Annotated in this window: 22 protein-coding genes; 8 read left to right on the forward strand and 14 right to left on the reverse strand. The window is 67.0% G+C overall.

Translation table 11 applies throughout. The features are described from left to right. Positions 1–81: 81 nt before the first annotated feature. Positions 82–2181, reverse strand: coding sequence for an ATP-binding protein (locus ACSSV8_RS11160; protein ID WP_454282474.1), 2100 nt, complete (start codon positions 2179–2181; stop codon positions 82–84). A 10-nt stretch (positions 2182–2191) separates the two neighbouring features. Then, positions 2192–2713, reverse strand: a complete 522-nt coding sequence (locus tag ACSSV8_RS11165) for a hypothetical protein (RefSeq protein WP_454282475.1) — start codon at positions 2711–2713, stop codon at positions 2192–2194. Between the two features lie 173 nt (positions 2714–2886). On the opposite strand from ACSSV8_RS11165, the gene ACSSV8_RS11170 reads away from it, so the two are divergent. The 4 genes from ACSSV8_RS11170 to eno all read left to right on the forward strand — a co-directional run bounded on the left by ACSSV8_RS11170 (position 2887) and on the right by eno (position 6982). Then, a complete protein-coding gene (locus ACSSV8_RS11170) occupies positions 2887–3498 on the forward strand; it encodes a response regulator transcription factor (protein ID WP_454282476.1) in 612 nt (203 codons plus the stop codon). Between the two features lie 107 nt (positions 3499–3605). After that, positions 3606–4478: a DMT family transporter gene (locus ACSSV8_RS11175; protein ID WP_454282477.1), complete on the forward strand. Its 873-nt coding sequence runs from the start codon at positions 3606–3608 to the stop codon at positions 4476–4478. 94 nt (positions 4479–4572) lie between these two features. After that, a complete protein-coding gene (locus ACSSV8_RS11180) occupies positions 4573–5361 on the forward strand; it encodes a hypothetical protein (protein ID WP_354537321.1) in 789 nt (262 codons plus the stop codon). Positions 5362–5707: 346 nt separating this feature from the next. Beyond that, a complete protein-coding gene (gene eno, locus ACSSV8_RS11185) occupies positions 5708–6982 on the forward strand; it encodes a phosphopyruvate hydratase (RefSeq protein ID WP_454282478.1) in 1275 nt (424 codons plus the stop codon). Positions 6983–7154: 172 nt separating this feature from the next. Here the strand turns inward: eno and pgi are convergent, their stop codons facing one another. The 4 genes from pgi to ACSSV8_RS11205 form a co-directional block, all read right to left on the reverse strand. After that, positions 7155–8735, reverse strand: coding sequence for a glucose-6-phosphate isomerase (gene pgi, locus ACSSV8_RS11190; protein ID WP_454282479.1), 1581 nt, complete (start codon positions 8733–8735; stop codon positions 7155–7157). Between the two features lie 4 nt (positions 8736–8739). Beyond that, the gene (pgl, locus tag ACSSV8_RS11195) at positions 8740–9417 is read right to left on the reverse strand and encodes a 6-phosphogluconolactonase (protein WP_454282480.1); all 678 of its coding nucleotides are present in this window, start codon (positions 9415–9417) and stop codon (positions 8740–8742) included. After that, positions 9414–10868, reverse strand: a complete 1455-nt coding sequence (gene zwf, locus ACSSV8_RS11200; protein ID WP_454282481.1) for a glucose-6-phosphate dehydrogenase — start codon at positions 10866–10868, stop codon at positions 9414–9416. Before zwf ends, pgl begins: the two co-directional genes overlap by 4 nt. 73 nt (positions 10869–10941) lie before the next feature. Next, a complete protein-coding gene (locus ACSSV8_RS11205) occupies positions 10942–11400 on the reverse strand; it encodes an Lrp/AsnC family transcriptional regulator (RefSeq protein WP_454282482.1) in 459 nt (152 codons plus the stop codon). 128 nt (positions 11401–11528) lie between these two features. Between ACSSV8_RS11205 and ACSSV8_RS11210 the strand changes: the two genes are divergently transcribed. Next, positions 11529–11735, forward strand: coding sequence for a DUF6356 family protein (locus ACSSV8_RS11210; protein ID WP_354537315.1), 207 nt, complete (start codon positions 11529–11531; stop codon positions 11733–11735). 17 nt (positions 11736–11752) lie between these two features. Here the strand turns inward: ACSSV8_RS11210 and ACSSV8_RS11215 are convergent, their stop codons facing one another. Next, complete coding sequence (locus ACSSV8_RS11215; RefSeq protein ID WP_354537314.1) at positions 11753–12418, reverse strand: HAD-IA family hydrolase; 666 nt, start codon at positions 12416–12418, stop codon at positions 11753–11755. A 138-nt stretch (positions 12419–12556) separates the two neighbouring features. On the opposite strand from ACSSV8_RS11215, the gene glmU reads away from it, so the two are divergent. Both glmU and glmS read left to right on the forward strand, forming a co-directional pair. Further along, positions 12557–13909: a bifunctional UDP-N-acetylglucosamine diphosphorylase/glucosamine-1-phosphate N-acetyltransferase GlmU gene (gene glmU, locus ACSSV8_RS11220; RefSeq protein WP_454282483.1), complete on the forward strand. Its 1353-nt coding sequence runs from the start codon at positions 12557–12559 to the stop codon at positions 13907–13909. Positions 13910–13911: 2 nt separating this feature from the next. Continuing rightward, positions 13912–15741: a glutamine--fructose-6-phosphate transaminase (isomerizing) gene (gene glmS, locus ACSSV8_RS11225; RefSeq protein WP_454282484.1), complete on the forward strand. Its 1830-nt coding sequence runs from the start codon at positions 13912–13914 to the stop codon at positions 15739–15741. A gap of 5 nt (positions 15742–15746) precedes the next feature. On the opposite strand, the gene ACSSV8_RS11230 is transcribed toward glmS, so the two are convergent. Further along, the gene (locus ACSSV8_RS11230) at positions 15747–16157 is read right to left on the reverse strand and encodes a hypothetical protein (protein WP_454282485.1); all 411 of its coding nucleotides are present in this window, start codon (positions 16155–16157) and stop codon (positions 15747–15749) included. A gap of 104 nt (positions 16158–16261) precedes the next feature. On the opposite strand from ACSSV8_RS11230, the gene moaA reads away from it, so the two are divergent. Further along, on the forward strand, positions 16262–17272 hold the full coding sequence (gene moaA, locus ACSSV8_RS11235) for a GTP 3',8-cyclase MoaA (RefSeq protein ID WP_354537310.1): 1011 nt from the start codon (positions 16262–16264) through the stop codon (positions 17270–17272). Positions 17273–17654: 382 nt separating this feature from the next. Here the strand turns inward: moaA and der are convergent, their stop codons facing one another. The 6 genes from der to ACSSV8_RS11265 form a co-directional block, all read right to left on the reverse strand. After that, complete coding sequence (gene der / locus ACSSV8_RS11240; RefSeq protein ID WP_454282486.1) at positions 17655–19103, reverse strand: ribosome biogenesis GTPase Der; 1449 nt, start codon at positions 19101–19103, stop codon at positions 17655–17657. Between the two features lie 48 nt (positions 19104–19151). Next, on the reverse strand, positions 19152–20543 hold the full coding sequence (locus ACSSV8_RS11245; RefSeq protein WP_454282487.1) for an outer membrane protein assembly factor BamB family protein: 1392 nt from the start codon (positions 20541–20543) through the stop codon (positions 19152–19154). Next, positions 20518–21204 (reverse strand): hypothetical protein, encoded by a 687-nt coding sequence (locus ACSSV8_RS11250; RefSeq protein WP_454282488.1) that lies wholly within the window; start codon positions 21202–21204, stop codon positions 20518–20520. The genes ACSSV8_RS11245 and ACSSV8_RS11250 overlap by 26 nt, the downstream gene beginning before the upstream one ends. A gap of 69 nt (positions 21205–21273) precedes the next feature. Continuing rightward, a complete protein-coding gene (locus tag ACSSV8_RS11255; RefSeq protein WP_454282489.1) occupies positions 21274–22488 on the reverse strand; it encodes an NADP-dependent isocitrate dehydrogenase in 1215 nt (404 codons plus the stop codon). 50 nt (positions 22489–22538) lie between these two features. After that, positions 22539–24737 (reverse strand): NADP-dependent isocitrate dehydrogenase, encoded by a 2199-nt coding sequence (locus tag ACSSV8_RS11260; protein WP_454282490.1) that lies wholly within the window; start codon positions 24735–24737, stop codon positions 22539–22541. 117 nt (positions 24738–24854) lie between these two features. Then, entirely contained in the window at positions 24855–26072 is a 1218-nt protein-coding gene (locus ACSSV8_RS11265) for an MFS transporter (protein ID WP_454282491.1), read from the reverse strand. Positions 26073–26182: the final 110 nt, after the last annotated feature.

The following is a 26182-nucleotide window of genomic DNA, read 5'->3' on the forward strand; positions in this document are numbered from 1 at the left end:
ATGATCCTTCGCGCGCGGTGTGCCGAACTTGCTTAGAGTTAACGTAGGATTTGCGAAAGGCAAATCCCTGTGAGCCTGCGCTCAGGCGGCTGTGCGGTGGGGCCGGAGCGCGGCATTGGTGGCCCGCCAGAGCGCGGGCAGGTCGGCGCGCAGCGCGCGGAGGCCCTCTGTGTCACCGGCCTCGAGTGCGGCCTGCATCCGCGAAAGATGGGCGTGGAGCGCGATCGCGCCGCAGGTGGCGGCGATACCGGCAAGGCGATGGGTGCCGGTGTGCAGGCCGTCGGGCGGTGTGTCCTCGGGCAGCGCGAGAAGGGCGGTTGCCTCGGCGCGAAGCCCGTCGAGCGCGCGGTCAAGCTGGGCCGGGGGCAGCGTCCCGGACAGTTGCGCGACATGGGCCATGTCGATCAGCGGCAGCGCGACCCCGAGGCGGCCCAGCAACGCGCGCAGTCGCTCGCGCGTGAGCGGCTTGGTCTCGGTGGCATCGACCCCGGCGGCGCGGAGCCGCGCGGCGGCCGCCGCGCCGTAATGGGCGGTGAGCGCGATGATCGGGGTTCGGGCGTTCGGCCCCGGTTCGGAGCGGATGCGGCGGGTGGCCTCGATCCCGTCGAGATGCGGCATGTCGAGATCCATCAGGATCAGATCGACCGGGGCGCGGCCCGCCTTGCGCACGCCGTCAAGGCCGTCATGGGCAAGGATCACGTCGTGCCCGTCCCGTGCGAGCATCGCGGCGAGGACCATGCGGCTTGCGGGCGTATCCTCGACCACGAGCACGCGTTGCGGGCGTATCGGCGCGGGCAGGGCGTCTGGCAGGTCGGCCTCGGGCAGGGCAAGCCGGACGGTGAAACGGCTGCCCGCGCCGGGGCGGCTTTCGACCTCGATCCGCCCGCCCATCATCGTGACAAGCTGGCGCGCGATGCCAAGCCCAAGCCCGCTCCCCTCGCGCTCGATGCCGTCGGGCGGGGGCAGGCGGACGAAATCCTCGAACACATGCGGCAGGTCGGCGGCGGGGATGCCGATACCGGTATCGGTCACGCGAAACGCGGTGCAGGTGCCGGTGAAGCGGTCCACCGACAGGGTGACGGTGCCATGGGAGGTGAACTTGATGGCATTGGACAGAAGGTTGAGCAACACTTGGGAAAGCCGCTGGCGGTCGCCCGTGACATGACCCATGCCGCCCTCGGGCACCGCAAGCACGAGCCGGTTGCCGCGCCTGTCGGCGGCGGCGCGCTGGCCCTCCATCAACTCCTTGAGAAGCTCATCGAGATCGAAGGGCGCGGGGCGCAGAGCGATCCCGCCCGCCTCGGCCTGAAGCCCGTCGAGTGCCTCGTCGATATGGGTGCGCAACGCCGCGCCCGAGGCGCGCATGATCCGCGTGAAACGCGACTGTTCGTCAGAGAGCGGGCTGTCCTCCAGCAATTCGAGCGCGCCCAGAAGGCCGTTCAGGGGCGTGCGCATCTCGTGGCTGATCACGGCGAGAAAGCGCGCGCGCGCCTCCACGGCCCGCAGTTCGCGCTCGCGGGCGACGGCGGCCTCGGCCTCGGCGGCGAGGCGGTCGCGATAGAGGTTCCAGAGCAGCACGAGAAGCGCCACGAGCGCCAGAAGCATGGCAAGGCAGAGGGCGGTGAGCGTGACGATCTGGGCCGTGAGCGCCGCGCGCTCGGCCCCGGCCTGACGCGCGTCAATGGCCACGGCCTGAAAGCCGAGCGCGCGAATGGGGGCGGTCATGCGCGCGGCCAGCGCGGTGAGCCGGGCGCGCCCGTTCAGAATGGCCGCGTCGGTGCTGTCGATCACGGGGAGCATCTCGCCCAGAAGGTCGATGATCGCGCGCGTATCCGTCCGTGCCGGTTCGGTCGCCAGCACGTCGCGATAGGTGGGGCTGGTGCGCAGCGTCATGGCGCGGCTGTAGAGCAGATCGAAGCTTCGGCGTGCGGCCTCCGGTGCCGCGGGATCGGCAGGATCCAGTTGCCCCAGTGCAAGGCGAAAGCGCATCTGGTCCACCTCAAGCTGCGAGAGGGTCCATTGCAGGTTGTCGGTGTCGGCGGTGCCGTAGGCCTCGAGCCGGATCAGGACCTGCACGGTGATCGCCGCCGCCGCGATCATGCAGGCAAGAGCGAGCGCCCCGAGAAGTGCGAGCGCCGCGCGATTGCGGCGAAGCGGGAAAAAACGCAGCGGGGCGCGCATCGGGGTCCTCTCAGGGCTGCGGCGCGGGGACGGTGATCCGCGCAAGTTGCCAGATCGAGCGGGCATAGATCAATTCCGTCCGGAACTCCGGGTTTGCGTCGTAATTGTAAACCAGCCAGAACGGTCCCATGTCGCGCAGGCTCATCGCCGCTCCATTGCGGGTGAGGGCGATGATCGGGTTGTCGGGACCGATCTCGGCGACAGGCAGGGAGACACGGTAATTGTTGACGGCCTCGAGGTCGATGTGGGCGGCGCTGATGTCCAGATGCGCAAGCAAGGTCGCGAGCGCCACGCCACGAAACTGTTGCGGCCCGTCGGTCCAGACCGTATGGGTTTCAAAGCCGGTCTGTGGAAGGGCCGACAGGGCTGCCCGATCAAGCGGAATGCTCTTGAAAAGGCTGCCCTCGGCACCGCGCGTATCGATCAGGAGAACGGCATGCCCGTCGGCACGCGGGGGGCTGCCCATGACCGCAAGGGCGATCATGAGGACCGACAGAAGAAAAGCGGCGGCAGGATGGGGGCGGGCGGGCATGGCCTCTCCTTTGCTGCGATGGTGGGTAGTGTGACGCGTCCGACCGGATTTGCCAGACCTCCTATGCGTTTGCGCGCAAGAAAAATCGGATATCTGGGTCACGGATTTGTCATTTTCGTTGCAGATGCGTATGATCGCCCACGGGCTGGCGTTGTGAGAGAGGACGATTCTTGATGACCCGGCTCATTCTGGCCGACGATCACGATCTTGTGCGCGAGACAATCGCCGCCTACCTGCGCGCGGCGGGCGGATTCGAGGTGGCGGTGGCCGAAAGCTTCGAGGCCGCCATGGCGCTCGTGCCCGGCCCCGGTCATGCCGATCTGGTGCTGCTGGATTTTTCCATGCCGGGCATGGAGGCGCTTGACGGACTGACGCGCATGCGCGCGCGCGCGGGCTGCCCGGTGGCGATTCTCTCGGGCACTGCGCCGCCCGATGTGGCCCGGCGCGCGCTGCGCGCGGGCGCGGCGGGGTTCTTGCCCAAGACACTCGCGCCACAGGCCCTCATCGCGGCGGTTCGGCAGATGCTGGCCGGAGAGACCTATTTGCCATGCGATTTCCTGCGCTCGGACGTGGATACGGAGGCGCAGTCACGGCTTGGCCTGACGGCGCGCGAGCGTCAGGTGCTGCGGGGCGTGGCTGAGGGCAAATCCAACAAGGAAATCGCCCGGGACCTCGAGATTCAGGAGGTCACCGTCAAACTTCATCTCAAATCGGTCAGCCGCAAGCTGGGGGCGAAGAACCGCACGCAGGCGGCGATGATGGCGCGCGATCTGGGGCTGGCCTGAGCGTTCACGAATGGCAGGCGGCTATGCGCGGGGCGCTTGGCGCGGCGTCTTTTCCCGGCACAGGGAACAGGGTAGGAGGGGGATAGCCCTCACGAAAGCCCAAGAGAATGGAAAACCTGCGCGGCAGCGTCCTGATGGTTCTGGCGATGGCCGGTTTCGCGCTCGAGGACATGTTCATCAAGCGCCTGACCGCCGATCTGCCGGTGGGGCAGATCGTGATCATGATCGGCCTGGGCGGCGCGCTGGTGTTCGGGGCGATCACGCGGGCGCAGGGGCGCAGGCTCTGGTCGCGCGACCTGCTGGCGCGCTCGGTGCTCTTGCGCAATTTTGGCGAGTTGACGGGCACCATGGGTTTTGTGCTGGCCATCGCGCTGACGCCGCTGTCCTCGGCCTCGGCGATCTTGCAGGCAACGCCGCTCGCGGTGACGTTGGGGGCTGCGGTCTTTCTTGGCGCGCAGGTCGGCTGGCGGCGCTGGAGCGCGATCCTCGTGGGATTCGCGGGCGTGCTGATGGTGATTCGGCCAGGGGTGGCGGGCTTTGAGCCGGCCTCGCTTTTCGCTGTCATGGCCGTGATCGGGCTGGCGACGCGCGATCTGGCGACGCGGGCCGTGCCGCGGGCGATCTCGTCGATGCAGCTTTCGACCTATGCCTTTGCCACGCTGGTGCCGACGGGCGCGCTGCTTCTGCCCTTCGGCGTGGCGCCGGTCATGCCCGAGGGGGCCGAAATCCGCGATCTGGCGCTGGCGCTGGTCTGCGCGGTGGCGGCCTATTACGCCATCGTCGCGGCGATGCGGGTGGGCGAGGTCGCGGTGGTCACACCGTTCCGCTACACGCGGCTGATCTTTGCGCTGATCATCGGGGTCACGGTCTTTGGCGAGCGCCCCGATCTCTGGACGCTGATCGGTGCGGGGGTGATCGTGGCCTCGGGCCTTTATACCCTGATGCGCGAGGCGCGGGTGCGACATCGGCACAGGAAATGAGACTGCCCCGCATTTTTGAGTTGATCGCCGCGCTGCCGGTCCGGATAGTTCTGCCAGAGATGATAAAAACAGGCAGAGATCGGGCAGAGATTGAATGGATGTTCAGGATCCTTTTGCAGGCTATATCGCGGCGGAACAGGCGGCCTATGAGGCCGCCGCGGTCTTGCATCCGCGGGTAGCCGCACGCCGCTTTGCCCCCGGCAAGCAGGCGATCTGGTATCGGCGCATGACGCGGCTGATGGCGTGGCACCGCGAACGGGGGCTGGACGTGCCCGGCGCGTTGATGCGCCCCTACGGCCTTGGCGTGGTGGAGCGCGCGCGTGCGGGCATTCCGCTCAAGTATCAGTATCGCGGCCTCAACGCGCTGCGCGAACTGGGGCGCGCGCATGTGATGTTTCCCGAGATGATGGTGGCGGATGTGCCGCTCTCGGTGCTTGATCTCTCGGCGGGCGGCTGCGGGATCGCCGACGTCTATGGACATTTCGGACACGCGGTCTGCGTCAACGACTATTTCGTGCCGGACAAGGACGGCATCCCGCGCAGCCCCTATGCGGCGATCCATGCCGATCTTGGGCTGGACTGCCACCATTTCGACGGGCGCGACCGGCCTTACCGCTTCGACAGTGCCGCGTTCGACATCGTGCTCTGCCATCAGGCAATCGACGCTTATGGCCCGGTCGAGGCATGGCCCGAGGCGCTCGACGAGATGTTGCGCATTGCCCGGCGCGCAGTCGGTTTCGTGCTCAACCCGCCCGCGCCGCGCACGCCCGAGACAGAGGCGCAGGCGGCCGAATTCGTCGCCGATTCCTGCACGCGGCTGGGTGCGGAGCGGGGCGAATGCCCCGAAACCGGCATGGTCACGCTGCGTATCGACAAGGGCTGAGCGGCGCGCGCCGTCTCAAGCGGGCCTGGCCTTGTGGTGCAGCCCCGCTTTCAGGCGGGTGGCGTCCGGGTCGTGCATGCCGGTCCTGACGGAGATGCGTTCGACGGGCTCTGGCACGCAGGATCACCGGGCGTCCGACCGAGGTGCCGCCACAGCACAGTATGCGGTGATCCATGATGCCGGTCATATGGGGCGCTGGTGCAGGCGCTGACACAAGACGGCTTTCGTCCGGTCGAGAGAGAATGGAGGTCTTCGCCGCATGACCGGGCAACACGGATGCCGCGTTTGCATCCCGACGGTTTCTTGCTATGGGGCGGGCAGGTTTTTCAGTCCGGGACATGACATCATGAGCAGCATCATCGACATTCACGCGCGCGAGATCCTCGATAGCCGGGGCAACCCGACGGTAGAGGTGGAGGTCACGCTGGAGGACGGCACCATGGGCCGCGCGGCGGTGCCGTCGGGGGCCTCCACCGGCGCGCATGAGGCGGTGGAGCGGCGCGACGGCGACGCGGGTCGCTATGGCGGCAAGGGCGTGCTCGAGGCCTGCGCGGCCGTCAATGGCGAGATTGCCGAGACGCTGATCGGCTTTGACGCCACCGAACAGGTGGCCATCGACATGGCGATGATCGAACTGGACGGCACGCCCAACAAGGCACGCCTCGGGGCCAATGCGATCCTCGGTGTGTCGCTCGCCACCGCCAAGGCCGCCGCCGATTACAGCGCGGTGCCGCTCTATCGCTATGTGGGCGGGACGGCGGCGCGGGTGCTGCCGGTGCCGATGATGAACATCATCAATGGCGGCGAACATGCCGACAACCCCATCGACATTCAGGAATTCATGATCATGCCGGTCAGCGCCGAGACTATCCGCGACGCGGTGCGCATGGGCTCGGAGGTGTTTCACACCCTGAAAAAGGAGTTGGCGGCGGCGGGGCTGGCCACCGGCGTGGGCGACGAGGGCGGCTTTGCGCCCAACCTGTCGAGCACGCGCGATGCGCTCGATTTCATCCTCAAATCCATCGAGAAGGCGGGGTATGCGCCGGGCGAGGATATCTGGCTTGCGCTCGATTGCGCGGCGACGGAATATTACAAAGGTGGCAAATATGAAATTTCCGGCGAGGGTCTGAGCCTTTCCAGTGAAGAAAATGTCGCCTATCTGCAAGCGCTCTGCGCCGATTATCCGATCCTCTCGATCGAGGACGGCATGGCCGAGGACGATTGGGAGGGCTGGAAGATGCTCACCGACACGCTCGGGCACAAGGTGCAGCTTGTCGGCGACGATCTCTTCGTGACCAACCCCGCGCGTCTGGCGATGGGGATCGAGCGGGGGTGCGCCAATTCCATGCTGGTCAAGGTCAACCAGATCGGCACGCTGACCGAAACGCTTCAGGCCGTGGAAATGGCGCATCGCGCGCGCATGACCAACGTGATGAGCCACCGCTCGGGCGAGACCGAGGACGCCACCATCGCAGATCTGGCCGTCGCCACCAATTGCGGGCAGATCAAGACAGGCTCGCTCGCCCGGTCGGACCGGCTGGCCAAGTATAACCAGTTGATCCGCATCGAGGAAATGCTCGACGAGACGGCGATCTACGCGGGCCGGTCGATCCTGCGCTGACGCAAGGCCGAGACCCTCGGATCAAGTCCGAGGGTGACGGGCTCTCGGGTTTCGGGCGTCATCCTCGGGCTTGACCCGAGGATCTCTTGCGGGGGAGATCCCCGCTTTCGCGGGGATGACGGTCGCGCGGGGATGACGGCGGCGCGGGGATGATGACGGCGGCGCAGGGGGCTCAGCCTTCCGCGCCCCTGACAAAATCCACCAGCGCGCGGGTGGAGCCGTCCTTGCCCGAGGCATCCGCGCCATCGAGCAGGGGGGCCAGCGCCAGCGCCAGTTCCTTGCCCAGTTCCACCCCCCATTGATCGAATGAATTGATCCCGAGCGCCACGCCCTCGACGAAAACGCGGTGTTCGTATAGCGCGATCATTGCGCCCAGACGGCGCGGCGTGAGCCGGTCATAGATCAGCGTGGTCGAGGGGCGGTTGCCGGGAAAGACCCGGTGCGCGGCCTGCCGGTCGAGATCAGCGCCCGTCACGCCCTTGGCGGCAAGCCTCGCGCGCGCCTCATGCAGCGTGCGCCCGCGCATCAGCGCCTCGGATTGCGCAAGGCAATTGGCCACCAAAAGCCGATGATGATGCGCAAGATCCGGCTCATGGCCTTGCGCAGCCACAAGAAATTCGCACGGGATCACATCGGTGCCCTGATGGATAAGCTGGTAAAAGGCGTGTTGGCCATTGGTCCCCGGCTCGCCCCAGACCACGGGGCCGGTGGGCACCGGTGGCGCGTCGCCCGCCAGCGTCACGCGCTTGCCGTTGCTCTCCATTTCGAGCTGCTGAAGATAGGCGGGCAGGCGGGCAAGGCGCTGATCATAGGGCAGCACGGCGCGGGTGGTGAACCCGAGCGCCTGCCGATGCCAGAGGCCGGTCAGTGCCAGCATGACGGGCATGTTGGCCGTGAGGGGCGCGTCGCGGAAATGGCGGTCCATCGCCTCGGCCCCGGCCAGAAACCTGGTGAACCGTTCCGGCCCGATGGCGATCATCAGCGGCAGCCCGATCGGCCCCCAGACCGAATAGCGCCCGCCCACATAATCGCCGAACCCAAAGACGCGGGCAGGGTCGATGCCCCAATCGGCGGTCTTGTCGGTCGCCGAAGAGACGGCGGCCAGATGCGCGCCCGGATCGCGGCCATGCGAGATCAGCCAATCGCGCGCGGTGGCGGCATTGGTCATGGTCTCGATGGTTGTAAAGGTCTTGGAGGCGATGATGACAAGCGTGCGCGCGGGATCGAGACCTGCCAGAGTGTCGGCGATATCGGCCCCGTCCACGTTCGAGACGAAATGACAGCGCGGCCCGTCTTGATAGGGCGAGAGCGCGCGCGTGGCCATCTCGGGGCCGAGATGCGAGCCGCCGATGCCGATATTGACCACGTCGCGCCAGCCGTCTTCGCGGATCTGGGCGGCAAACCCGGCCATGCGCGCGCGGGTTTCGCGGATGTCACGCAGAATGTCGGTGCCGTCGAGCCTCAGCGCGTCGGAGGTCAGATCGCGCAAGGCGGTATGGAGCACGGCGCGCCCCTCAGTCTCGTTGATCGCCTCGCCCGCGAACATCGCGGCGCGGCGCGGCTCCAGTCCCTGCGCGCGGATGAGATCAAGCAACGCCGCGCGGGCGCTTTCGGTCAGCGTGGTCTTGGCATAATCAAAGAGCATCCCGTCATGGCGCACGGAAAAGCTCTCGGCGCGACCGGGGTCGTCGAAGAGCGGCAGGATGGCGCGGCCCCGCGCGGCCTCGACCTCGGATTTGACCTTTTCCCACATCGGCTCAGTCCTCAGGCGACCAGTGCACCGTGGCACCCGGCAGGATCGCGGCCACGGGGGCCTCGACGGGCCGCAGGTGGCGCGCGCGCTCCAGCGCCGCGCGCTTGGCGTCGCCGGTGATGACGATATGTGTGCAGACAGCCCCCGCCAGAACGCGCGCCGACAGCGTGACGCGCGCCTCGTCCTCGCCCGGCACGCGAACGGGCACGACGATTGGCGCGCGCTCGTCAAGCGCGGCCCCGAGCCCCTCGGCCCCCGGAAAGAGCGAGGCGGTGTGCATGTCCGCCCCCATGCCCAGAAGGCAGATGTCGATGGGCAGGGCGGGGGTGATGTTGGCCTCAAGCTCGGCCAGCACCGCCTCGGGGGCATCAGATCGGGCATAGAGCGGCAGGTAGCGCGCCGCCGCCGCGCGGCCCGTGAGCAGACGCTCGCGGATGAGCCGGGTGTTGGAGCGGATGTGCACCTCGGGGCGCCACCGCTCGTCCGAGAGCAGGATATCGACACGGTCCCAGTCGAGATCGGCATCGCAGAGCGCGTCAAAGACCGGTCCCGGCGTGCTCCCGCCCGGCACCACGAAGAGCGCGCGCTCCTTGTGGCCGAGCACCATGCGCAACTCGCTCGACAGCGCATCAGCAAGGCCAAGCGCCAGCAATTCGGTATCGGGATAGGTGATCAGGGTCATGGGCGTATCTCCCGCCAGCGGCGGCCGTCGCGGTGCATCAGCATGAGCGCATCATCCGGGCCGGAGGAGCCGGTAGCATAGGGCAGGGGGGCGGTGTCCCCGGCCTGCCAAGCGGCGATGATCGGATCGGTCCAGGCCCAGGCCGCCTCGACCTCGTCGCCGCGCATGAAGAGCGTCTGGTTTCCCCGGATCACATCCATGATGAGCCGCTCGTAGGCGTCGGGGAAATCGGCCTCTTCGGGCCCCAGCGCCTCGGCGAAGGTCATGTCGAGCGGCACGTCGATCAGGCGCATCCCCCCCGGCCCCGGTTCCTTGATGGTCACGCCAAGCTCGATCCCCTCATTGGGTTGCAGCCGGATCGTGAGGATGTTGCGGTGCCGTCCGGCCTCGGGGCCAAAGATCGAATGGGGCGCGTCCTTGAACACCACGGCAATCTCGCTGGCGCGCTCGCGCAGGCGCTTGCCGGTGCGCAGATAGAAGGGCGTGCCGGCCCATCTCCAGTTGGAGACATGCAGTTTCAGCGCGACAAAGCTTTCGGTCGTGCTCTCGGGGTTTTCGGCCTGCGTGCGGTAATCGGGCTGGCTCTCGCTGCCCTCATACTGGCCGCGCACCACGTTTTCCGGGGCGACGGGATCAAGGGCGCGGATCACCTTGAGCTTTTCGTCGCGCACGGCACCTGGGTCGAACTTGGCGGGCGGCTCCATGGCGATGAGGCACAAAAGCTGCATCAGGTGGTTCTGCACCATGTCGCGCATCGCGCCCGCGCGGTCATAATACTCGCCGCGCCCGCCCACGCCCACGCTTTCGGCCACGGTGATCTGGATGTGATCGACATATTGGCTGTTCCACAAGGGCTCGAAGAGGACATTGCCGAAGCGGATCGCCATCAGGTTCTGCACGGTTTCCTTGCCGAGATAATGGTCGATCCGGTAGATCTGCCCTTCGTCGAAATGCCGCGCCAGCGTGCGGTTGAGGGCGCGCGCGCTTTCCAGATCGTGCCCAAAGGGCTTTTCCACCACGATGCGCGCATCGCCCTCGGCCAGCCCGTGCTTGTGCAGCCGCTTGGCCAGATCGCCGAAAAGCGACGGGCCGACGGAAAAGTAATAGGCGCGGATGCGGTCCTTGCGGGTCTTTTGGGCAAGCGCGTCCCAGCCTGCCTCGCCGCGCGCGTCGAGAGTGACGTAATCGATGAGGTCGAGAAAGGCCGCGAGCGGTTTCTTGCGGGCGGTCTCTTCGGGGGCGAACTCGGTCAGCGCCTCGCGCACGAAGGCGCTGTAGGCGCTTGCGTCCATGTCGGAGCGGGCGGCACCGATCAGGCGGGTATCTTCGGCGAACTGACCGGCGACAAAGCGACGATAGAGTGCCGGCAGGATCTTGCGCCGCGCCAGATCGCCGGTGCCGCCGAAAACCACCAGATCGAAGGGATCGACCGGAATCACCCGAGAGGCCATGGCGCATCTCTCCTGCTTACATCTGGCGGACCTTACCACGGATGGCGGGGGCGACAATGGCGGAAGGGCGCGCTCAGGCGTGATCGAGGGGCAATTCGGTGGTGGCGCGGATCTCTTCCATCACGAAGCTGGCCGAGACGTCGCCCATCGGCACCCGCGCAATGAGGCTGCGGTAAAGCCGGTCGTAATCGGCCATGTCCGCCACCTGCGCGCGGATGAGGTAGTCAAGATCGCCGGTCATCCGCCACACGCCCTGCACCTGCGGCAGGCTGCGGATCGCGCGGGCGAAGGCGTCGAGCCAGTCGGCGTCATGGGCGGCGGCGCGGCACTGCATGAACACCGTGAGCGGCAGGCCAATGCGCGCGGGATCGAGCAACGTCACGCGGGCGCGGATCACGCCCGCGCCCTCGAGCGCGCGGATGCGCCGCCAGCAGGCGTTGCGCGACAGCCCCACCTTCTGCCCGAGCGCATCGAGCGCGATACCGGCATCGCGCTGCAGTTCGGTGAGGATCTTGCGGTCCAGATCGTCCATTTTTGCGATATTTGGCCAGTTTGGTGGACAAGTTCTCAATATCTGAGAGTTATCAGGGAAAAATGGGAAAATGTCACGCGATGTTTCGGTTAGCCTGCGGGAGCGAACCGAACAGGAGGGCACCGGTCATGCTGAGCAAGCTTTTTCTCGATCATCCGCGCAGCGTGGAGGAAAGCTATTTTGAACACGCCCTTTTTGCCGGCCGCTTTGCGCTGTGGCTCTTCGCGGCGGGCGGTGCGGCGCTGGTTCATGCGCTCATACCTTGCGTTTTTGAGAAGACGGCCAGCCGGATGATCGCGCAAATGTATGCAAAAACGCAAAACCGGGGACGGTGAAGGCCAAAGGGGCCGGCTTAGCCGATGAGCCGCGCGACCACGTTGGGCAATTCATTGTAATGGCCGATGATCGCGTCGGGTTCCAGCGCCGCCATATCCGCCCCCGAAGGCCCGAAGCCCACCAGAACCGAGGGCACGCCCGCCGCGCGCGCGGTCTCTCGGTCGGTGTCCGAATCGCCCACCAGAAGTGCGCGGCCCGGATCGCCCCCCGCGCGGCGCACCGTCTCGTTGAGGTGTTCGGGATCGGGCTTGCGCACCGCCAGCGTATCGGCGCCGGTGAGCGCGTGAAACGCCTCCAGCACACCCAGCCGGTTCAGCAGGAGCCGCGCCAGCGCCTCGGGCTTGTTGGTGCAGATCGCCACGCGGTATCCCGCGCCTCGCAAGATCCCGACCGCCTCCATCGCGCCGGGATAAAGCCGGGTATGGGTGTCGATCGCGCGTGCATAGGCCTCCAGCAGGACCGGATATTGCCGGTCGATCTCGGCCTCGTCCTGCCCGCGCCCGATCCGCTCCATCCCCAGCCGCAGCATCGCCCGGCCGCCGCGTAGGGCCACGCCCGCGTCGCGCGCGGCGCAAAGCTGGTCGCCCACGCCCATGCCTCGAAAACAGGCGTTGGCGGCGGCGACAAGATCGCCGCTCGTATCGGCGAGCGTGCCGTCGAGATCGAAAACCACGGTGCGCATGCAAAGCCCTCCTGTTGCCCGGCAGGGTCCGCTTAGCCCTGTCATGGAAAGGTCACAAGGATTTCCCGGTCTGCCCCTTGCGTATAGGTGCAAAACCGATAGAACGGCGGTGATTTGCCCCGTGAAAGAGCGTGTTCCATGTCCGTTGCCCTCATCGTGCTTGCCGCTGGCAAGGGAACCCGCATGAACTCGGACCTGCCCAAGGTGCTGCATCCCATCGCGGGCGAGGCGATGCTGGTTCATGCCATCGCCGCCGGGGGCGCGCTTGATCCCGCGCGCGTGGTGGTGGTGGCGGGCCACGGGGCCGACGCCGTGCGCAAGGCGGCGCTGGATTTTGACCCTGCGGTGCAGGTGGTGCTTCAGGCCGAGCAGTTGGGCACCGCGCACGCCGTGGCGCAGGCCGCGCCCGCGCTGGAGGGTTTTACCGGCGACGCGGTGGTTCTCTATGGCGACACGCCCCTGATCCGCCCCGAGACGCTGGAGCGCATGGCCGAGGCGCGGGCGCATCATGACATCGTCGTGCTGGGTTTCAACGCCGCCGATCCGGGGCGCTACGGGCGGCTGGTGATGGCGGGCGAGGCGCTGGAGCGGATCGTCGAGTTCAAGGACGCAACCGAGGCCGAGCGCGCGATCGCCCTGTGCAACAGCGGCGTGGTGATGGCCGCGGCACCGGTGCTCTTCGATCTGGTCGGCGCGGTCGGCAACGAGAATGCGGCGGGCGAATATTACCTCACCGATATCGTGGCGCTGGCGCGCGCGCGCGGCCTTTCGGCCACCGCCGTCGCCTGCGACGAGGGTGAGACACTCGGCGTCAATTCCCGCGCGGAACTGAGCCGTGCCGAGGCCGCCTTTCAGGACCGCGCGCGCGCCGAGGCGCTGGAGACGGGCGTCACCCTGCAAGCCCCCGAGACGGTGCATTTCGCCCGCGACACATGGGTGGGGCGCGATGCGGTGATCGAGCCTTTCGTCGTCTTCGGCCCCGGCGTGACGGTGGAAAGCGGCGCGCATATCCGGGCATTCTCGCATCTTGAGGGCTGCCATGTCTCGCGCGGCGCGGTGGTGGGGCCTTATGCGCGGCTGCGCCCCGGCACGGAGTTGTCGGAGGATGTGCGCATCGGCAATTTCGTCGAGGTCAAGAACGCGCTGATCGCCGAAGGGGCCAAGGTCAACCACCTGAGCTATATCGGCGATGCCGAGATCGGCGAGGGCAGCAATATCGGCGCGGGCACGATCACCTGCAACTATGACGGCGTGATGAAGCACCGCACCACCATCGGGCGAGGCGTGTTCATCGGCTCGGACACCATGCTTGTCGCGCCTGTCACCGTGGGCGACGGGGCGATGACCGCCTCTGGCTCGGTCATCACCCGCGATGTCGAGGCGGGCGCGCTGGCGGTGGCACGCGCGCGGCAGGACAACAAGCCCGGCTTTGCCACGCGGTTTTTCGAGAAGCTGCGCGCGCTCAAGGCGCAAAGGATCAAGGGAGAGTAGCCATGTGCGGAATCGTCGGAGTTCTGGGCAATCACGAGGCCGCGCCGGTGCTGGTCGAGGCGCTCAAGCGGCTGGAATACCGTGGCTATGACAGTGCCGGGATCGCCACGATCAATGACGGGGTGCTCGACCGCCGCCGCGCCGTGGGCAAGCTTGTCAATCTTTCGGACCTGTTGGTGCATAACCCGCTCGCGGGCAAGGCCGGGATCGGACATACCCGCTGGGCCACCCATGGCGCGCCGACAGAGCGCAACGCCCACCCCCACAAGGCCGGGCCGGTCGCCGTGGTGCATAACGGCATCATCGAGAATTTCCGCGAGCTGCGCGCCGAACTGGCCGAGGCCGGGTTCGGCCACGAGACCGACACCGATACCGAAACCGTGGCACTGCTGACACAGCACCACATGGCGCAGGGCATGGAGCCAGAGGCCGCCGCCCGCGCCACCATCGCGCGGCTGCGCGGGGCCTACGCGCTTTTGTTCCTGTTCGATGGCGAGGGCGATCTGATGATCGCCGCGCGCGCGGGCAGCCCGCTGGCGATCGGCCATGGCGAGGACGAGGGCGAGATGTATGTCGGCTCGGACGCCATCGCGCTCGCGCCCATGACCGACCGGATCACCTATCTGGAAGAGGGCGATATCGCCGTGGTGACGCGCGCGGGCGTTTCCATCACCGATGCCGGGGGGCGGCTGGCCAACCGCGCGGTCACGAAGATCGCCATCGACAGCGCGCGCGTGGACAAGGGCGGGCACCGGCATTTCATGGCCAAGGAAATCGCCGAACAGCCCATGGTGATCGGCAACGCGCTTCGTCATTACCTCAGCGATGATGGCAACGAGATCGTCCTGCCCGAGGGCGCACCGGATTTCACGGGCGTGGAGCGGATCGTGCTGGTGGCCTGCGGCACGGGCTATTACGCCTGCCTGACGGCGAAATACTGGTTCGAGCAACTGGCGCGGATCCCCGTCGAGGTCGATATCGCCTCGGAATTTCGCTATCGCGAACCGCCGATTGCCCCCGGCACGCTGGCCATCTTCGTCAGCCAGTCGGGCGAGACCGCCGATACGCTCGCCGCGCTGCGCTATTGCCGCGACCGCGCCGAGCGCATCCTTGGGGTGATCAATGTCGAGACCAGTTCCATCGCGCGCGAGAGCGATGTCGCCCTGCCGATCCTCGCCGGGGCGGAAATCGGCGTGGCCTCGACCAAGGCGTTTACCTGTCAGTTGACGGTGCTCCTGCTTCTTGCGCTCAAGGCGGCGCGGATGCGCGGCGAAATGAGCGTCGAGCGGCTGGCCGATCTGCTTTCGAAACTGCGCGGCCTGCCCGCCACGCTCAACACCGCGATGGAGATCGACGGGTCCATCCGCGAGGTGGCGCGAGAGCTTGCGGGGGCGCAGAGCGCGCTTTTCCTCGGGCGTGGGCTGATGTATCCGCTGGCGCTGGAGGGGGCGCTGAAATTAAAGGAAATCAGCTACATCCATGCCGAAGCCTATGCCTCGGGCGAGTTGAAGCACGGCCCCATCGCGCTCATCGACGAGACCATGCCGGTCATAGTCATGGCCCCCTGCGATGCGCTCTTCGAGAAGACCGTGTCGAACATGCAGGAGGTGATGGCGCGCGGCGGGCGGATCGTGCTCATCTCGGACGCGGCCGGCGTGGCGGCGGCGGGCGAGGGCACGTTTCAGGTGGTCACGATGCCGACGCTCGATCCGGTTCTTGCGCCAATCCTCTATGCATTGCCTGCGCAGCTCATCGCCTATCACACGGCCATTGCCAAGGGCACGGACGTGGATCAGCCGCGCAATCTGGCAAAATCGGTGACGGTGGAATAACCCCATCAGCCCCCCGCCGAGACGCGCAGTTCCGGCAGCGCCGTGAGTGAAAGCCCGAGCGCCTGATAGGCGGCAAGCGACAGGCGGCTGCCCGCGCCCGGCGCGCCCGCGATGGGAATGAGATCGAGCGTGACCGAACGCCCCGTGGCCGGGTCGCGCACCGTGCCGCGCATCGGGACCGATACGAGCGGCGTGCGCATCCAGAGCCCCGGCTCGCGCACATTGCCAAGCGAAGCGATTGTGGTTGCGGGCAGGCTGGCGCGGGGCGGCTGCGGGGGAACGGACGCCTCATCGCGCTCGATCACACCTTCGTCAGGCGGCGGGGCAGCGGGAGGGGCAGGCGTGGGGCGCGGTTCGGTCAGGGAACAGCCGCCGAGAACGATGAACAGAAGAGAAAACCGCAAGATATAAGCCATGATGCCAGACTAGGGCCGCGCGACCCGGCCCGCAACGCCCAAGACGGCCGCGCCGCGTGTGCATCCCCCTTGTCGCCGCGCCCGTGCGGGAATAGGTTTGCGTCATGACACATGCCCCGCTCATCGACCCGTTTCAGCGCGCCATCTCCTATCTGCGCGTCTCCGTCACCGACCGCTGCGATTTCCGCTGCGTCTATTGCATGTCGGAGAACATGACCTTTCTGCCGAAGAAAGAGCTTCTGACGCTGGAGGAACTTGACCGCATGTGTTCCACCTTCATCGGGCTGGGGGTGGAGAAGCTGCGCATCACCGGCGGAGAGCCGCTTGTGCGCAAGGGAATCATGACGTTTTTCAACGCGATGACCCGGCATCTGGAGGCGGGCCGCCTCAAGGAGTTGACGCTGACCACCAACGGCAGCCAACTCGAACGCTTCGCGGCGGACCTTCATGCGGCGGGGGTGCGGCGGGTCAATGTGTCGCTCGACACGCTCGATGAGGCGAAATTCGCCGAGATCACCCGCTGGGGCCGTCTGCCGCAGGTAATGCGGGGGATCGACGCGGCACAGGCGGCCGGGCTTCGCGTCAAGATCAACACCGTGGCGCTCAAGGGCTTCAACGAGGACGAGCTGTTCTCGCTGGTCGAGTGGTGCAAGTCGCGCGACATGGACCTGACCTTTATCGAGGTCATGCCGATGGGCGATATCGGCAATGAGGACCGGCTGGGCCAATACTGGAAGCTCAGCGATCTGCGCGCGCGTCTGGCCGAGCACTATACGCTGACCGACCTGACCGAGCGCACCGGTGGGCCCGCGCGATACGTGCGGCTTGAGGAAACGGGGCAGAAAATCGGCTTCATCACACCGCTCACGCATAATTTCTGCGAAAGCTGCAATCGTGTGCGCCTGACCTGCACGGGCGAGCTTTACATGTGCCTCGGACAGGAGGACATGGCCGACCTGCGCGCGCCGCTGCGCAACCACCCGCGCGACGACGCGCCGCTGGAGGCCGCGATCCGCGCCGCGATCGCGCTGAAGCCCAAGGGCCACGATTTCGACTATTCCCGCCAGTCGGTCGATGGCCGCGTCTCGCGTCACATGAGCCATACCGGGGGCTGAGGGGCGGGGGCGCACGGCCGCCGGAGCGGGAGGGTGGTTGATATCTGACGCGGGCGCCGCGCACTGGGGATCCGGCGCGCCATGGGGTGGGCGTCGTTAATGGCCTTGAGGAGACGGTCGCCTCCTGTCCCCCGCGCGGAATCAAGGCGTGCTTGCACGCCGCCGCGCGAGCGCCCGACCGCCCCCCGGGCGGGCGCTTCTGCAACGCCAAAATCCCTTCAATCGTTCCAGTATTTGGCACCATAAAGCGCCCACCAAAGCCCGAGCGGCGCCCACCCGCGGTCGGGCCCTCGCGCGGCTCAGAAAATTACGCCAACCGTCCCCTTCAGGCCAGGAGCTGCCCCCGGCACAGCCGCGCGCGGTTCGTGTCAGGGTTTGAGCCTCAGAGATGCTTGCGCAGGCGCGACGGTCCCGGCTTCTTGCGGTCCTTGTAGGGGTTCTTGTCGGACTGCCCCCGCACATAGAGGCGAATGGGCGTGCCCGGCATGTCGAAGCTCTCGCGCAGCCCGTTCACGAGATAGCGCGTATAGCTTTCGGGCAGCTTGTCGGGATGGCTGCACATCACCACGAAACCGGGGGGCCGCGTCTTGGCCTGCGTCATGTAGCGCAGCTTGACGCGGCGGCCGCCGGGGGCGGGGGGCGGGTGCTGTTCCAGCATCCCCACCAGCCAGCGGTTGAGCTGTGCCGTGGGCACGCGGCGGTTCCAGACCTCATGCGCCTTTTCCACCGCGTCGCGCAGGCGGTCCAGCCCCTTGCCGGTCTTGGCCGAGACCGTGACCAGCGGCGCGCCGCGCAATTGCGGCAAGAGACGGTCAAACGCCTCCTTGAGGGCGCGCAGCTTGCCCTGCCGGTCCTCTTCCACGTCCCATTTGTTGACCGCGACCACCACGGCGCGGCCCTCGCGCTCGGCCAGGTCGGCGATGCGCAGGTCCTGTTGCTCGAACGGGATGGCGGCATCGAGCAAGACCACCACAACTTCGGCGAACTTGACCGCGCGCAGCCCGTCGGAGACCGACAGCTTTTCCAGCTTGTCCTGAACCTTGGCCTTCTTGCGCATCCCGGCGGTGTCGAAGATGCGCACGGGCATCCCGTCCCAGTCGAGCCGGAGCGAGATCGCGTCGCGGGTGATCCCGGCCTCGGGTCCGGTCAGCAGCCGGTCCTCGCCGAGGATCTTGTTGATGAGGGTCGATTTCCCGGCATTGGGCCGCCCCACCACCGCCACCTGAAGCGGGCGCGCGGGCGTGGGGCGCCATTCGGGGGCCTCGGCCTCGTCATCAACATCGGTATCGATGAGCACATCGGTTTCCGGTGCCTCTGCCTCGGCGCGCGCCGCGAAGGCGTCCGAGAGCGGCATCAGGCGTTCGTATAACTCGTTCATGCCCTCGCCATGCTCGGCCGAAAGGCGGATGGGATCGCCGAGACCCAGACCGTAAGCCTCGTAGAGCCCGGCATCGGCAGCAGAGCCTTCGGATTTGTTGGCGGCAAGGATGACATGGGCCGAGCGTTTGCGCAGGATATCGGCAAATACCTCGTCGGTGGGAGTGACGCCTGCGCGCGCGTCGATCACGAAAAGGCAGATATCGGCCATGTCGACCGCACGTTCGGTCAGCTTGCGCATCCGGCCCTGAAGGCTCTCGTCGGTGGCCTCCTCCAGCCCGGCGGTGTCGATCACGGTAAAGCGCAGGTCGCCGAGACGCGCCGCGCCTTCGCGCAGGTCCCGCGTCACGCCGGGGCGGTCATCGACCAGCGCCAGACGCTTGCCGACGAGGCGATTGAACAGCGTGGACTTGCCCACATTGGGCCGTCCCACGATAGCGAGGGTAAAGGACATCGGTGCAGGCTCCTGCCGGTCAGGCAGCGGTCATAGCCGATCGCGCGCTCAACGGAAAGCGAGAAGCTGTCCCTTTTTCGAGACCACGTAGAGCACGCCGCCCGCCACGACCGGATTGGAGGTTGCGCCGCCGGGAAGGTCGATGCTGCGGACCTGTTGGCCGGAGACCGGATCGAACAGGCGCAGCTTGCCATCCGCCGAGGCGATGATGAGTTGCCCGCCCGCGATCACCGGGCCGTAATGGCCGACGATCTCCGCCTGTCGCTTGGGCTTGCGATCGGTAAAGAGCGGCAGGGCATGGCCCCAGATGCGGCTGCCATCCTCGGCCGACAGGCGCACAAGCTCGTTGCGGTCACTCACGAGAAAGAGCGATCCGCCCGCAGGCCAGACCGGGTGGAGCGGGCCCTCTTCGGCGGTCCAGAGCCTGCGACCGCTGCCGAGGTTGAGCGCGACCATGCGGCCCGAATGGTTGCCCACATAGACGCGGTCGCCCACCACGACCGGATCGCCGGTGATGTCGCGCACGCGCCCGCTTGCCAGCCCGCGCCGCTCGCCCGCGATCTGCGCATCCCAGAGCCGAAGCCCGCCCTTACGGAATGCGCCCTGCACCTCGCCCGCGCCAAAGGGCAGGACAACATAGGTTTCCGTGATGGCGGGCGCGGGGCCGCCCAGAACGTTGTGGATGTCGGGCGTGCCGGACAATTGCCAGCGCACCCGGCCCGTGTCGGTCTCGATCGCCCAGGCGACCTCTCCGCCCGCGACCACGTAGACAAGCCCGTCATGCACCGCAGGCGACGCGGTTGTGGGCGCATCAAGCCGTTGCTGCCAGATCACCCCGCCGGTGGCCGGATCAAGCGCGGAGATCGTTCCGAAATTCGACACCACGAAGAGCTTGTCGTCGCCAAAGGCCAGCCCGCCGCCGCTGATGGCCTTGCCGCTCTGGCCCGGCGGGGTCAGGTCTCGGGTCCACAGAACCTGGCCCGCGGTCGAGACCGCCGTCACCCGTGCCAGTGCGTCGAGCGTGAAGATGCGCCCGCCCGCCACCACCGGATCGGCGGTGATGCGCACGCGCCGCCCGTCCCCCGCGCCGATATTGGCCGACCACAGAAGCGCGGGGGCCGCAGCAAGCGCCGGATGCGCGGTGCGCCCGATGGGCGTGCCGTGGCGCTGGCGCCATTCGGGATTGGCCACGGTGGCGGGCAGCGTGAGGGGCAGGGCGCGGTTCGCGGGCGTCTCGGCCGCCTGGGCACGCCGCGCCTCGGTCTGAAGCACCTCCCGGATATTCTCCCTCGGGCCGGGAAGGATCGGGTCCTTCTTGGCGCATCCCACAAGGGCAAGGGCCGCAAGCGCCCCGATCAGAACCGATTTTGCCGCCACCACTGCCGCCCCCATTCGTCCTTTAAGCTGCGCCGCCTTATTGACCGGCGGGCAGATCGTCATTTAGGCCCCGCATCTCGGGCAGGTCCTCACCCAAGGCCACAATCACCTGTGTCGCACGGCGGCGCAAGGCTGCTGTTGCCTCCGCATCCATGGCGAGTGCCGTCAGCCGTTCCAGCGCCGCGCCGCGCGCCCCGGTTTCGATGTCGATGAGCGCAAGCTGTTCCTCGGCCAGAAGCCGCAAGAGGCCGGTGCCGCCTGCAAAGGGCGCGAGCCGCGCGCGGCGCTCGTCGGCGCTCAGTCCCGAGCCGGGCAGGGCCACTGCCTTGAGCGTGGCGATCTGTTGATAGACCTGCGGCACGCCGGACCGGTCCGCCACCGCCAGAAGACGCGCCGCCGCACCTGCCGGGTCGGTATCGGCAATCTCGGACGCGGCGAGAAGATCGCGCAGCGCAGCACCGCCGGGGCCGGGGGCCTCGACGGCATCAAGATCCGCCACGCGCCCCTCCCCCTCGGGGGTGGCAAGCGCCGCAAGGATCGCATCGCCGAACGCCTCGGCGCGGGCCTGTGCCTGCGCCTTGCGCCATTCGTTCCACGCCGCCCCGCCGACGAGAAGCAGGATGGCCAGCACGGCGATCCAGCCATAGCGGCGCAACAGCGCATAAAGCCGGTCACGGCGCACCTCTTCGGTGACTTCCTCGATGAAACTGTCGCTGTTGCTCACGCCGAACCCCTTGCCGGATTTCGCCCCTCTTAACGCGAAGCCCCGGCCCTGCCAAGGGGCGCGTGGCGCTCAGCCCGCCAGCGCCGCGTTGAGGTTCGTGTCGATCTTCTCGAGAAAGCCCATGGTGGTGAGCCAGCCCTGATCGGGGCCGACAAGCAGCGCGAGATCCTTGGTCATATGGCCGGATTCCACGGTTTCCACCACGACCCGCTCCAGCGTCTCGGCGAAATGGCGCAAGGGATCGTTGCTGTCGAGTTTCGCGCGGTGTTTGAGCGCGCCGGTCCAGGCGTAGATCGAGGCGATGGAATTGGTCGAGGTCGCCTCGCCGCGCTGATGCTGGCGGTAGTGGCGGGTGACGGTGCCGTGGGCCGCCTCGGCCTCCATGATGCGGCCATCGGGTGTCAGAAGCTGGCTTGTCATCAGGCCGAGCGAGCCGAAGCCCTGCGCCACGGTGTCGGACTGCACATCGCCGTCGTAGTTCTTGCAGGCCCAGACGAACCCGCCGTTCCATTTCATCGCGCAGGCCACCATGTCGTCGATCAGACGGTGTTGGTATTCGATGCCTGCGGCCTCGAACCGGTCCTTGAATTCCTCGTCATAGACCTTTTGAAACAGGGCCATGAACTGACCGTCATATTGCTTGAGGATGGTATTCTTGGTGCTGAGATAGAGCGGCCAGCCCAGATCGAGCGCGTAATTCATGCTGGCGCGGGCAAAATCGAGGATCGAGGCATCGAGGTTATACATGCCCATGTAGACGCCCGAGGAGGGGGCGCGGAACACCTCTTCCTCGATCACGGTGCCGTCCTCGCCCACGAATTTCATGCTGAGCGTGCCGGGGCCGGGGAATTTCATGTCCGTGGCCTTGTATTGGTCGCCGAAGGCATGGCGGCCGATAACGATGGGCCTGGTCCAGCCGGGGACCAGCCGGGGCACGTTGCGGCAGATGATCGGCGCGCGGAACACCACGCCGCCAAGGATGTTGCGGATCGTGCCGTTGGGCGATTTCCACATCTTCTTGAGGCCGAATTCCTCGACGCGGGCCTCATCGGGGGTGATCGTGGCGCATTTGACGGCGACGCCGACCTCAAGGGTCTTTTCCGCCGCATCGATGGTGATCTGGTCCTCGGTGCGGTCGCGTTCCTCGATGCCCAGATCGTAATAGAGCAGATCGAGATCGAGATAGGGCAGGATGAGCTTCTGCTTGATGAAATCCCAGATGATGCGGGTCATCTCGTCGCCATCCATCTCGACGATGGGATTCTCGACCTTGATCTTTGTCATGCTGCGCTCCGTCAAAATGACGGGGGCCGGATCATCCGGCCCCCGATCCGTTACCCGATGATGCCGTTCAGCGTGGCCGATGGCCGCATCACGGCGGCGAGTTTTTCGGGGTCGGGGTGATAGTAGCCGCCGATATCGGCGGGCTTGCCCTGGGCCGCGGCCAACTCGGCCACGATTGCGGCTTCGTTCTCGGCCAGCGCCTCTGCGATGGGGCCGAATTCCTCGGCAAGGGCCGCGTCGTCGGATTGCGCGGCCAGGGCCTCGGCCCAGTAGCGGGCGAACCAGTAATGGCTGTCGCGGTTGTCGGGCTGCCCCGCCTTGCGCGAGGGTGAGCGGTCGTGATCGAGGATGCCTTGGGTCGCCGCCTCGACCGCCTCGCCCAACACGCGGGCGCGGGCGTTGTCATGCGTTTCGGCCAGGAACTTGAGGCTTTCGCCAAGGGCGCAGAACTCGCCAAGGCTGTCCCAGCGCAGGTGGTTCTCGGCCTGCAATTGCTGCACATGCTTGGGGGCAGAGCCGCCCGCGCCGGTCTCGAACAGCCCGCCGCCATTCATCAGCTTGACGATCGACAGCATCTTGGCCGAGGTGGCCAGTTCCAGGATCGGGAAAAGGTCGGTCAGGTAGTCGCGCAGCACGTTGCCGGTGATGGCGATGGTGTTCTCGCCCTTGGTGATCGTCTCGAGGCTGGCGCGGGTCGCCTCGCGCGGGGCCATGATCTCGAACCTGTCGGCAACGCCCGCCGCCTCAAGGATGGGTTTCACATAGGCGATCAGTTCGGCATCATGGGCGCGCGCCGCATCGAGCCAGAAAATCGCGCGATAGCCCGTGGCCTTCTGCCGCGCGATGGCAAGGTTCACCCAATCCTCGATGGGGGCCTTGCGCGCCGAGGCTGACCGCCAGATGTCGCCCGCCGCGACCGCATGTTCGTGCAGCACGGTGCCGTCGTCGAGGATCATTCTGACGGTGCCCGCTTCGGGGATCTCGAAGGTGGTCGGATGGCTGCCGTATTCCTCGGCCTTCTGCGCCATCAGGCCAAGGTTCTGAACGGTTCCGGCGGTGGCGGGGTTGAGCTTGCCGTTTTCCTTGAAGAACCTGATCGTCTCGTCATAAACCGGCGCATAGGAATTGTCGGGGATGACGCAGGTGCAATCATGCTCCTTGCCGTCCGGCCCCCAGCCCTTGCCGCCCGCACGGATGAGCGCGGGCATGGAGGCATCCACGATCACATCCGAGGGCACATGCAGGTTGGTGATGCCCTTGTCGCTATCGACCATGTAGAGCGGCGGGCGCTCGGCGAGGCAGGCGTCGATGGCGTCCCGGATGTCGGCACGGTCCTTGACGCGGGCCAGAAGATCGCCCAGCCCCGCATTGGGGTTGACGCCGAGTGCGGCCATGTCATCGCCGAAGCTCTCGAACACCGGGGCAAGATAGGTGCGGACCGCGTGGCCGAAGATGATCGGGTCCGAGACCTTCATCATCGTCGCCTTGAGGTGGAGCGAAAACAGCGTGCCCTCGGCCCCGGTGCGCTCGATTTCCTGCGTGAGGAAGGCGTCGAGCGCGGCGGCGCTCATGTAGGTGGCATCGACCACGGTGCCTGCCGGATAGCTCACCGCGTCCTTGAGGACAGTTTCGCCGCTTGCCGTCTCCAGCACGATCGTTGCCGTCGCGGCCTTGGCGAGGGTGGCGGAGCGCTCGTTGGAGAAGAAATCGCCCCCCGACATGGCCGCGACGCGGGTCTTGCTCGCGGCGGTCCACTCGCCCATGGAATGGGGATTGGCCTGCGCGTAGGTCTTGACCGCGCTTGCGGCGCGGCGGTCGGAATTGCCCTCGCGCAGCACCGGGTTCACGGCAGAGCCCTTGAGCGCGTCATACCGCGCGCGCGCGGCCTTTTCGGCGTCGGTCACGGGCTCGTAGGGGTAATCGGGCAGCGCGTAGCCCTGGGCCTGCAATTCCTTGATCGCGGCGACTAGCTGCGGCTCGGAGGCGGAGATATTGGGCAGCTTGATCACGTTCGCGCCGGGGGTTTTGACCAGCTCTCCCAGTTCGGCCAGATCGTCGCCGATGCGCTGATCCCCGGTCAGATGATCGGAAAAGGCCGCAAGGATGCGTCCGGCAAGCGAGATGTCGCGCGTATCGACCGAGACACCGGCCGCAGACGCAAACCGGCGGATGATCGGCAGGAGCGAGGCCGAGGCAAGCTCGGGCGCTTCGTCCACCTTGGTGTAGATGATGTCGGGGATGTTGGCCATCGGGGGGCTCCTTTTGTCGATCCGGTCGCGGGGTCGAGTCTGGTTCACTCGCCTGCCTCATAGACGAAAAAGCGGACCGGGAAAAGATAGTATGCGACGGTATACAAAATTTTTCGCTCACGCCGTCCCGGCCAGCCTGCCGCGCAGCGGGTGCAGGATCACCAGCCCCGCCAGCACAGCCCCCAGCACGCCCAGATGCGCGGGCATCGGCGTGCCGGCAAAGGCCTGACCGATGGGAATCGCCAGCGCCACGCTGCCCACCGTGGCCACCGCGCCGGTCACGCTCGCCGCCATGCCCGCAATGGCACCCATCGGCTCCATCGCCAGCGCGTTGAGATTGCCGAGGGTAAAGCCCGCCTGCATGAACACGCCCGTCTGCCAGATCAGGAACACGGCGAATTGCGCGCCCGGCGGCAGGCCGATCTGCCATGCGAGGATGGCCAGCACCGACAGCGCCGCCTGCACGCAAAGCGCCGCGCGCACCATCCGCACCATGCCCAGACGCACGACGAGGCGCGCGTTGATCAGGCTGCCCATGCCCGCCACCAGCGCCATGCCGAAAAACCAGAACGGAAATTCCGCCCCGCGCCCGAAGCTTTCGTCAAAGACCGGCTGCACCACCGAGAGCGAGGTGAAGAGCGTCGTCATCGCCAGCATCTGCACCGCGATGGCACGACGGGTCACGGGATGGGCCACAACCTCGCGCGCGGCCATGGCCAGCGGTGCCACGCGGAACGGGCGGCGGCGGTCGGGGGGCAGCGGCTCGGGCAGGCGCAGCATCATCCATGACGAGAGCACCAGCGCGAAAAGGACGAAGGCGGCAAAGACCGCGCGCCAGCCCGCCAGCGCGATCAGCCCCGCCCCGATGAGCGGCGCGAAAGCGGGGGTGAGCGCGAACACCATCATCACGAAGGACATGAGCCGCGCCATCTCGCGCCCCGATGTCATGTCGCGGATGATGGCGATGGAAACAATGCGAAACGCCGCCGCCCCCAGCCCCTGCACCGCGCGCGCCACCAGCAGCGCCTCGAGCGACTGCGCCAGCATGGCCAGTGCAGCACCACCCATGTAGATCGCCGCCCCCCAGAGGATCACGCGCCTGCGCCCGAAACTGTCCGAGAGCGGCCCCGCGAGGAAGGTGCCGACGCCAAGCCCCGCCAGAAAGGCGGTGATGATGAGCTGTGCGCGGTTCGGGGCCTCGGGACTGAGCGATTGCGCTATATGCGGCAGGCCGGGCAGCATGGCGTCGATGGAAAAGGCCACGGTCGCGGCCATCATCGCCATGAGCGCGATGAATTCGGCGGGTTTGAGGGGCAGGGCGGTTGTGCCGGACATGGGAGGCTTTCACTGACGTGGCTCTGCCTTAGCACGCCGGGAACGGCGCGCCCAGAGCAAGGCGCGCGGGAAAGCGGGGAACCTCGCCCCTGCCCATTGACGCGCCGCCG

The sequence above is a fragment of the Roseovarius sp. MBR-79 genome (genome assembly GCF_053628555.1).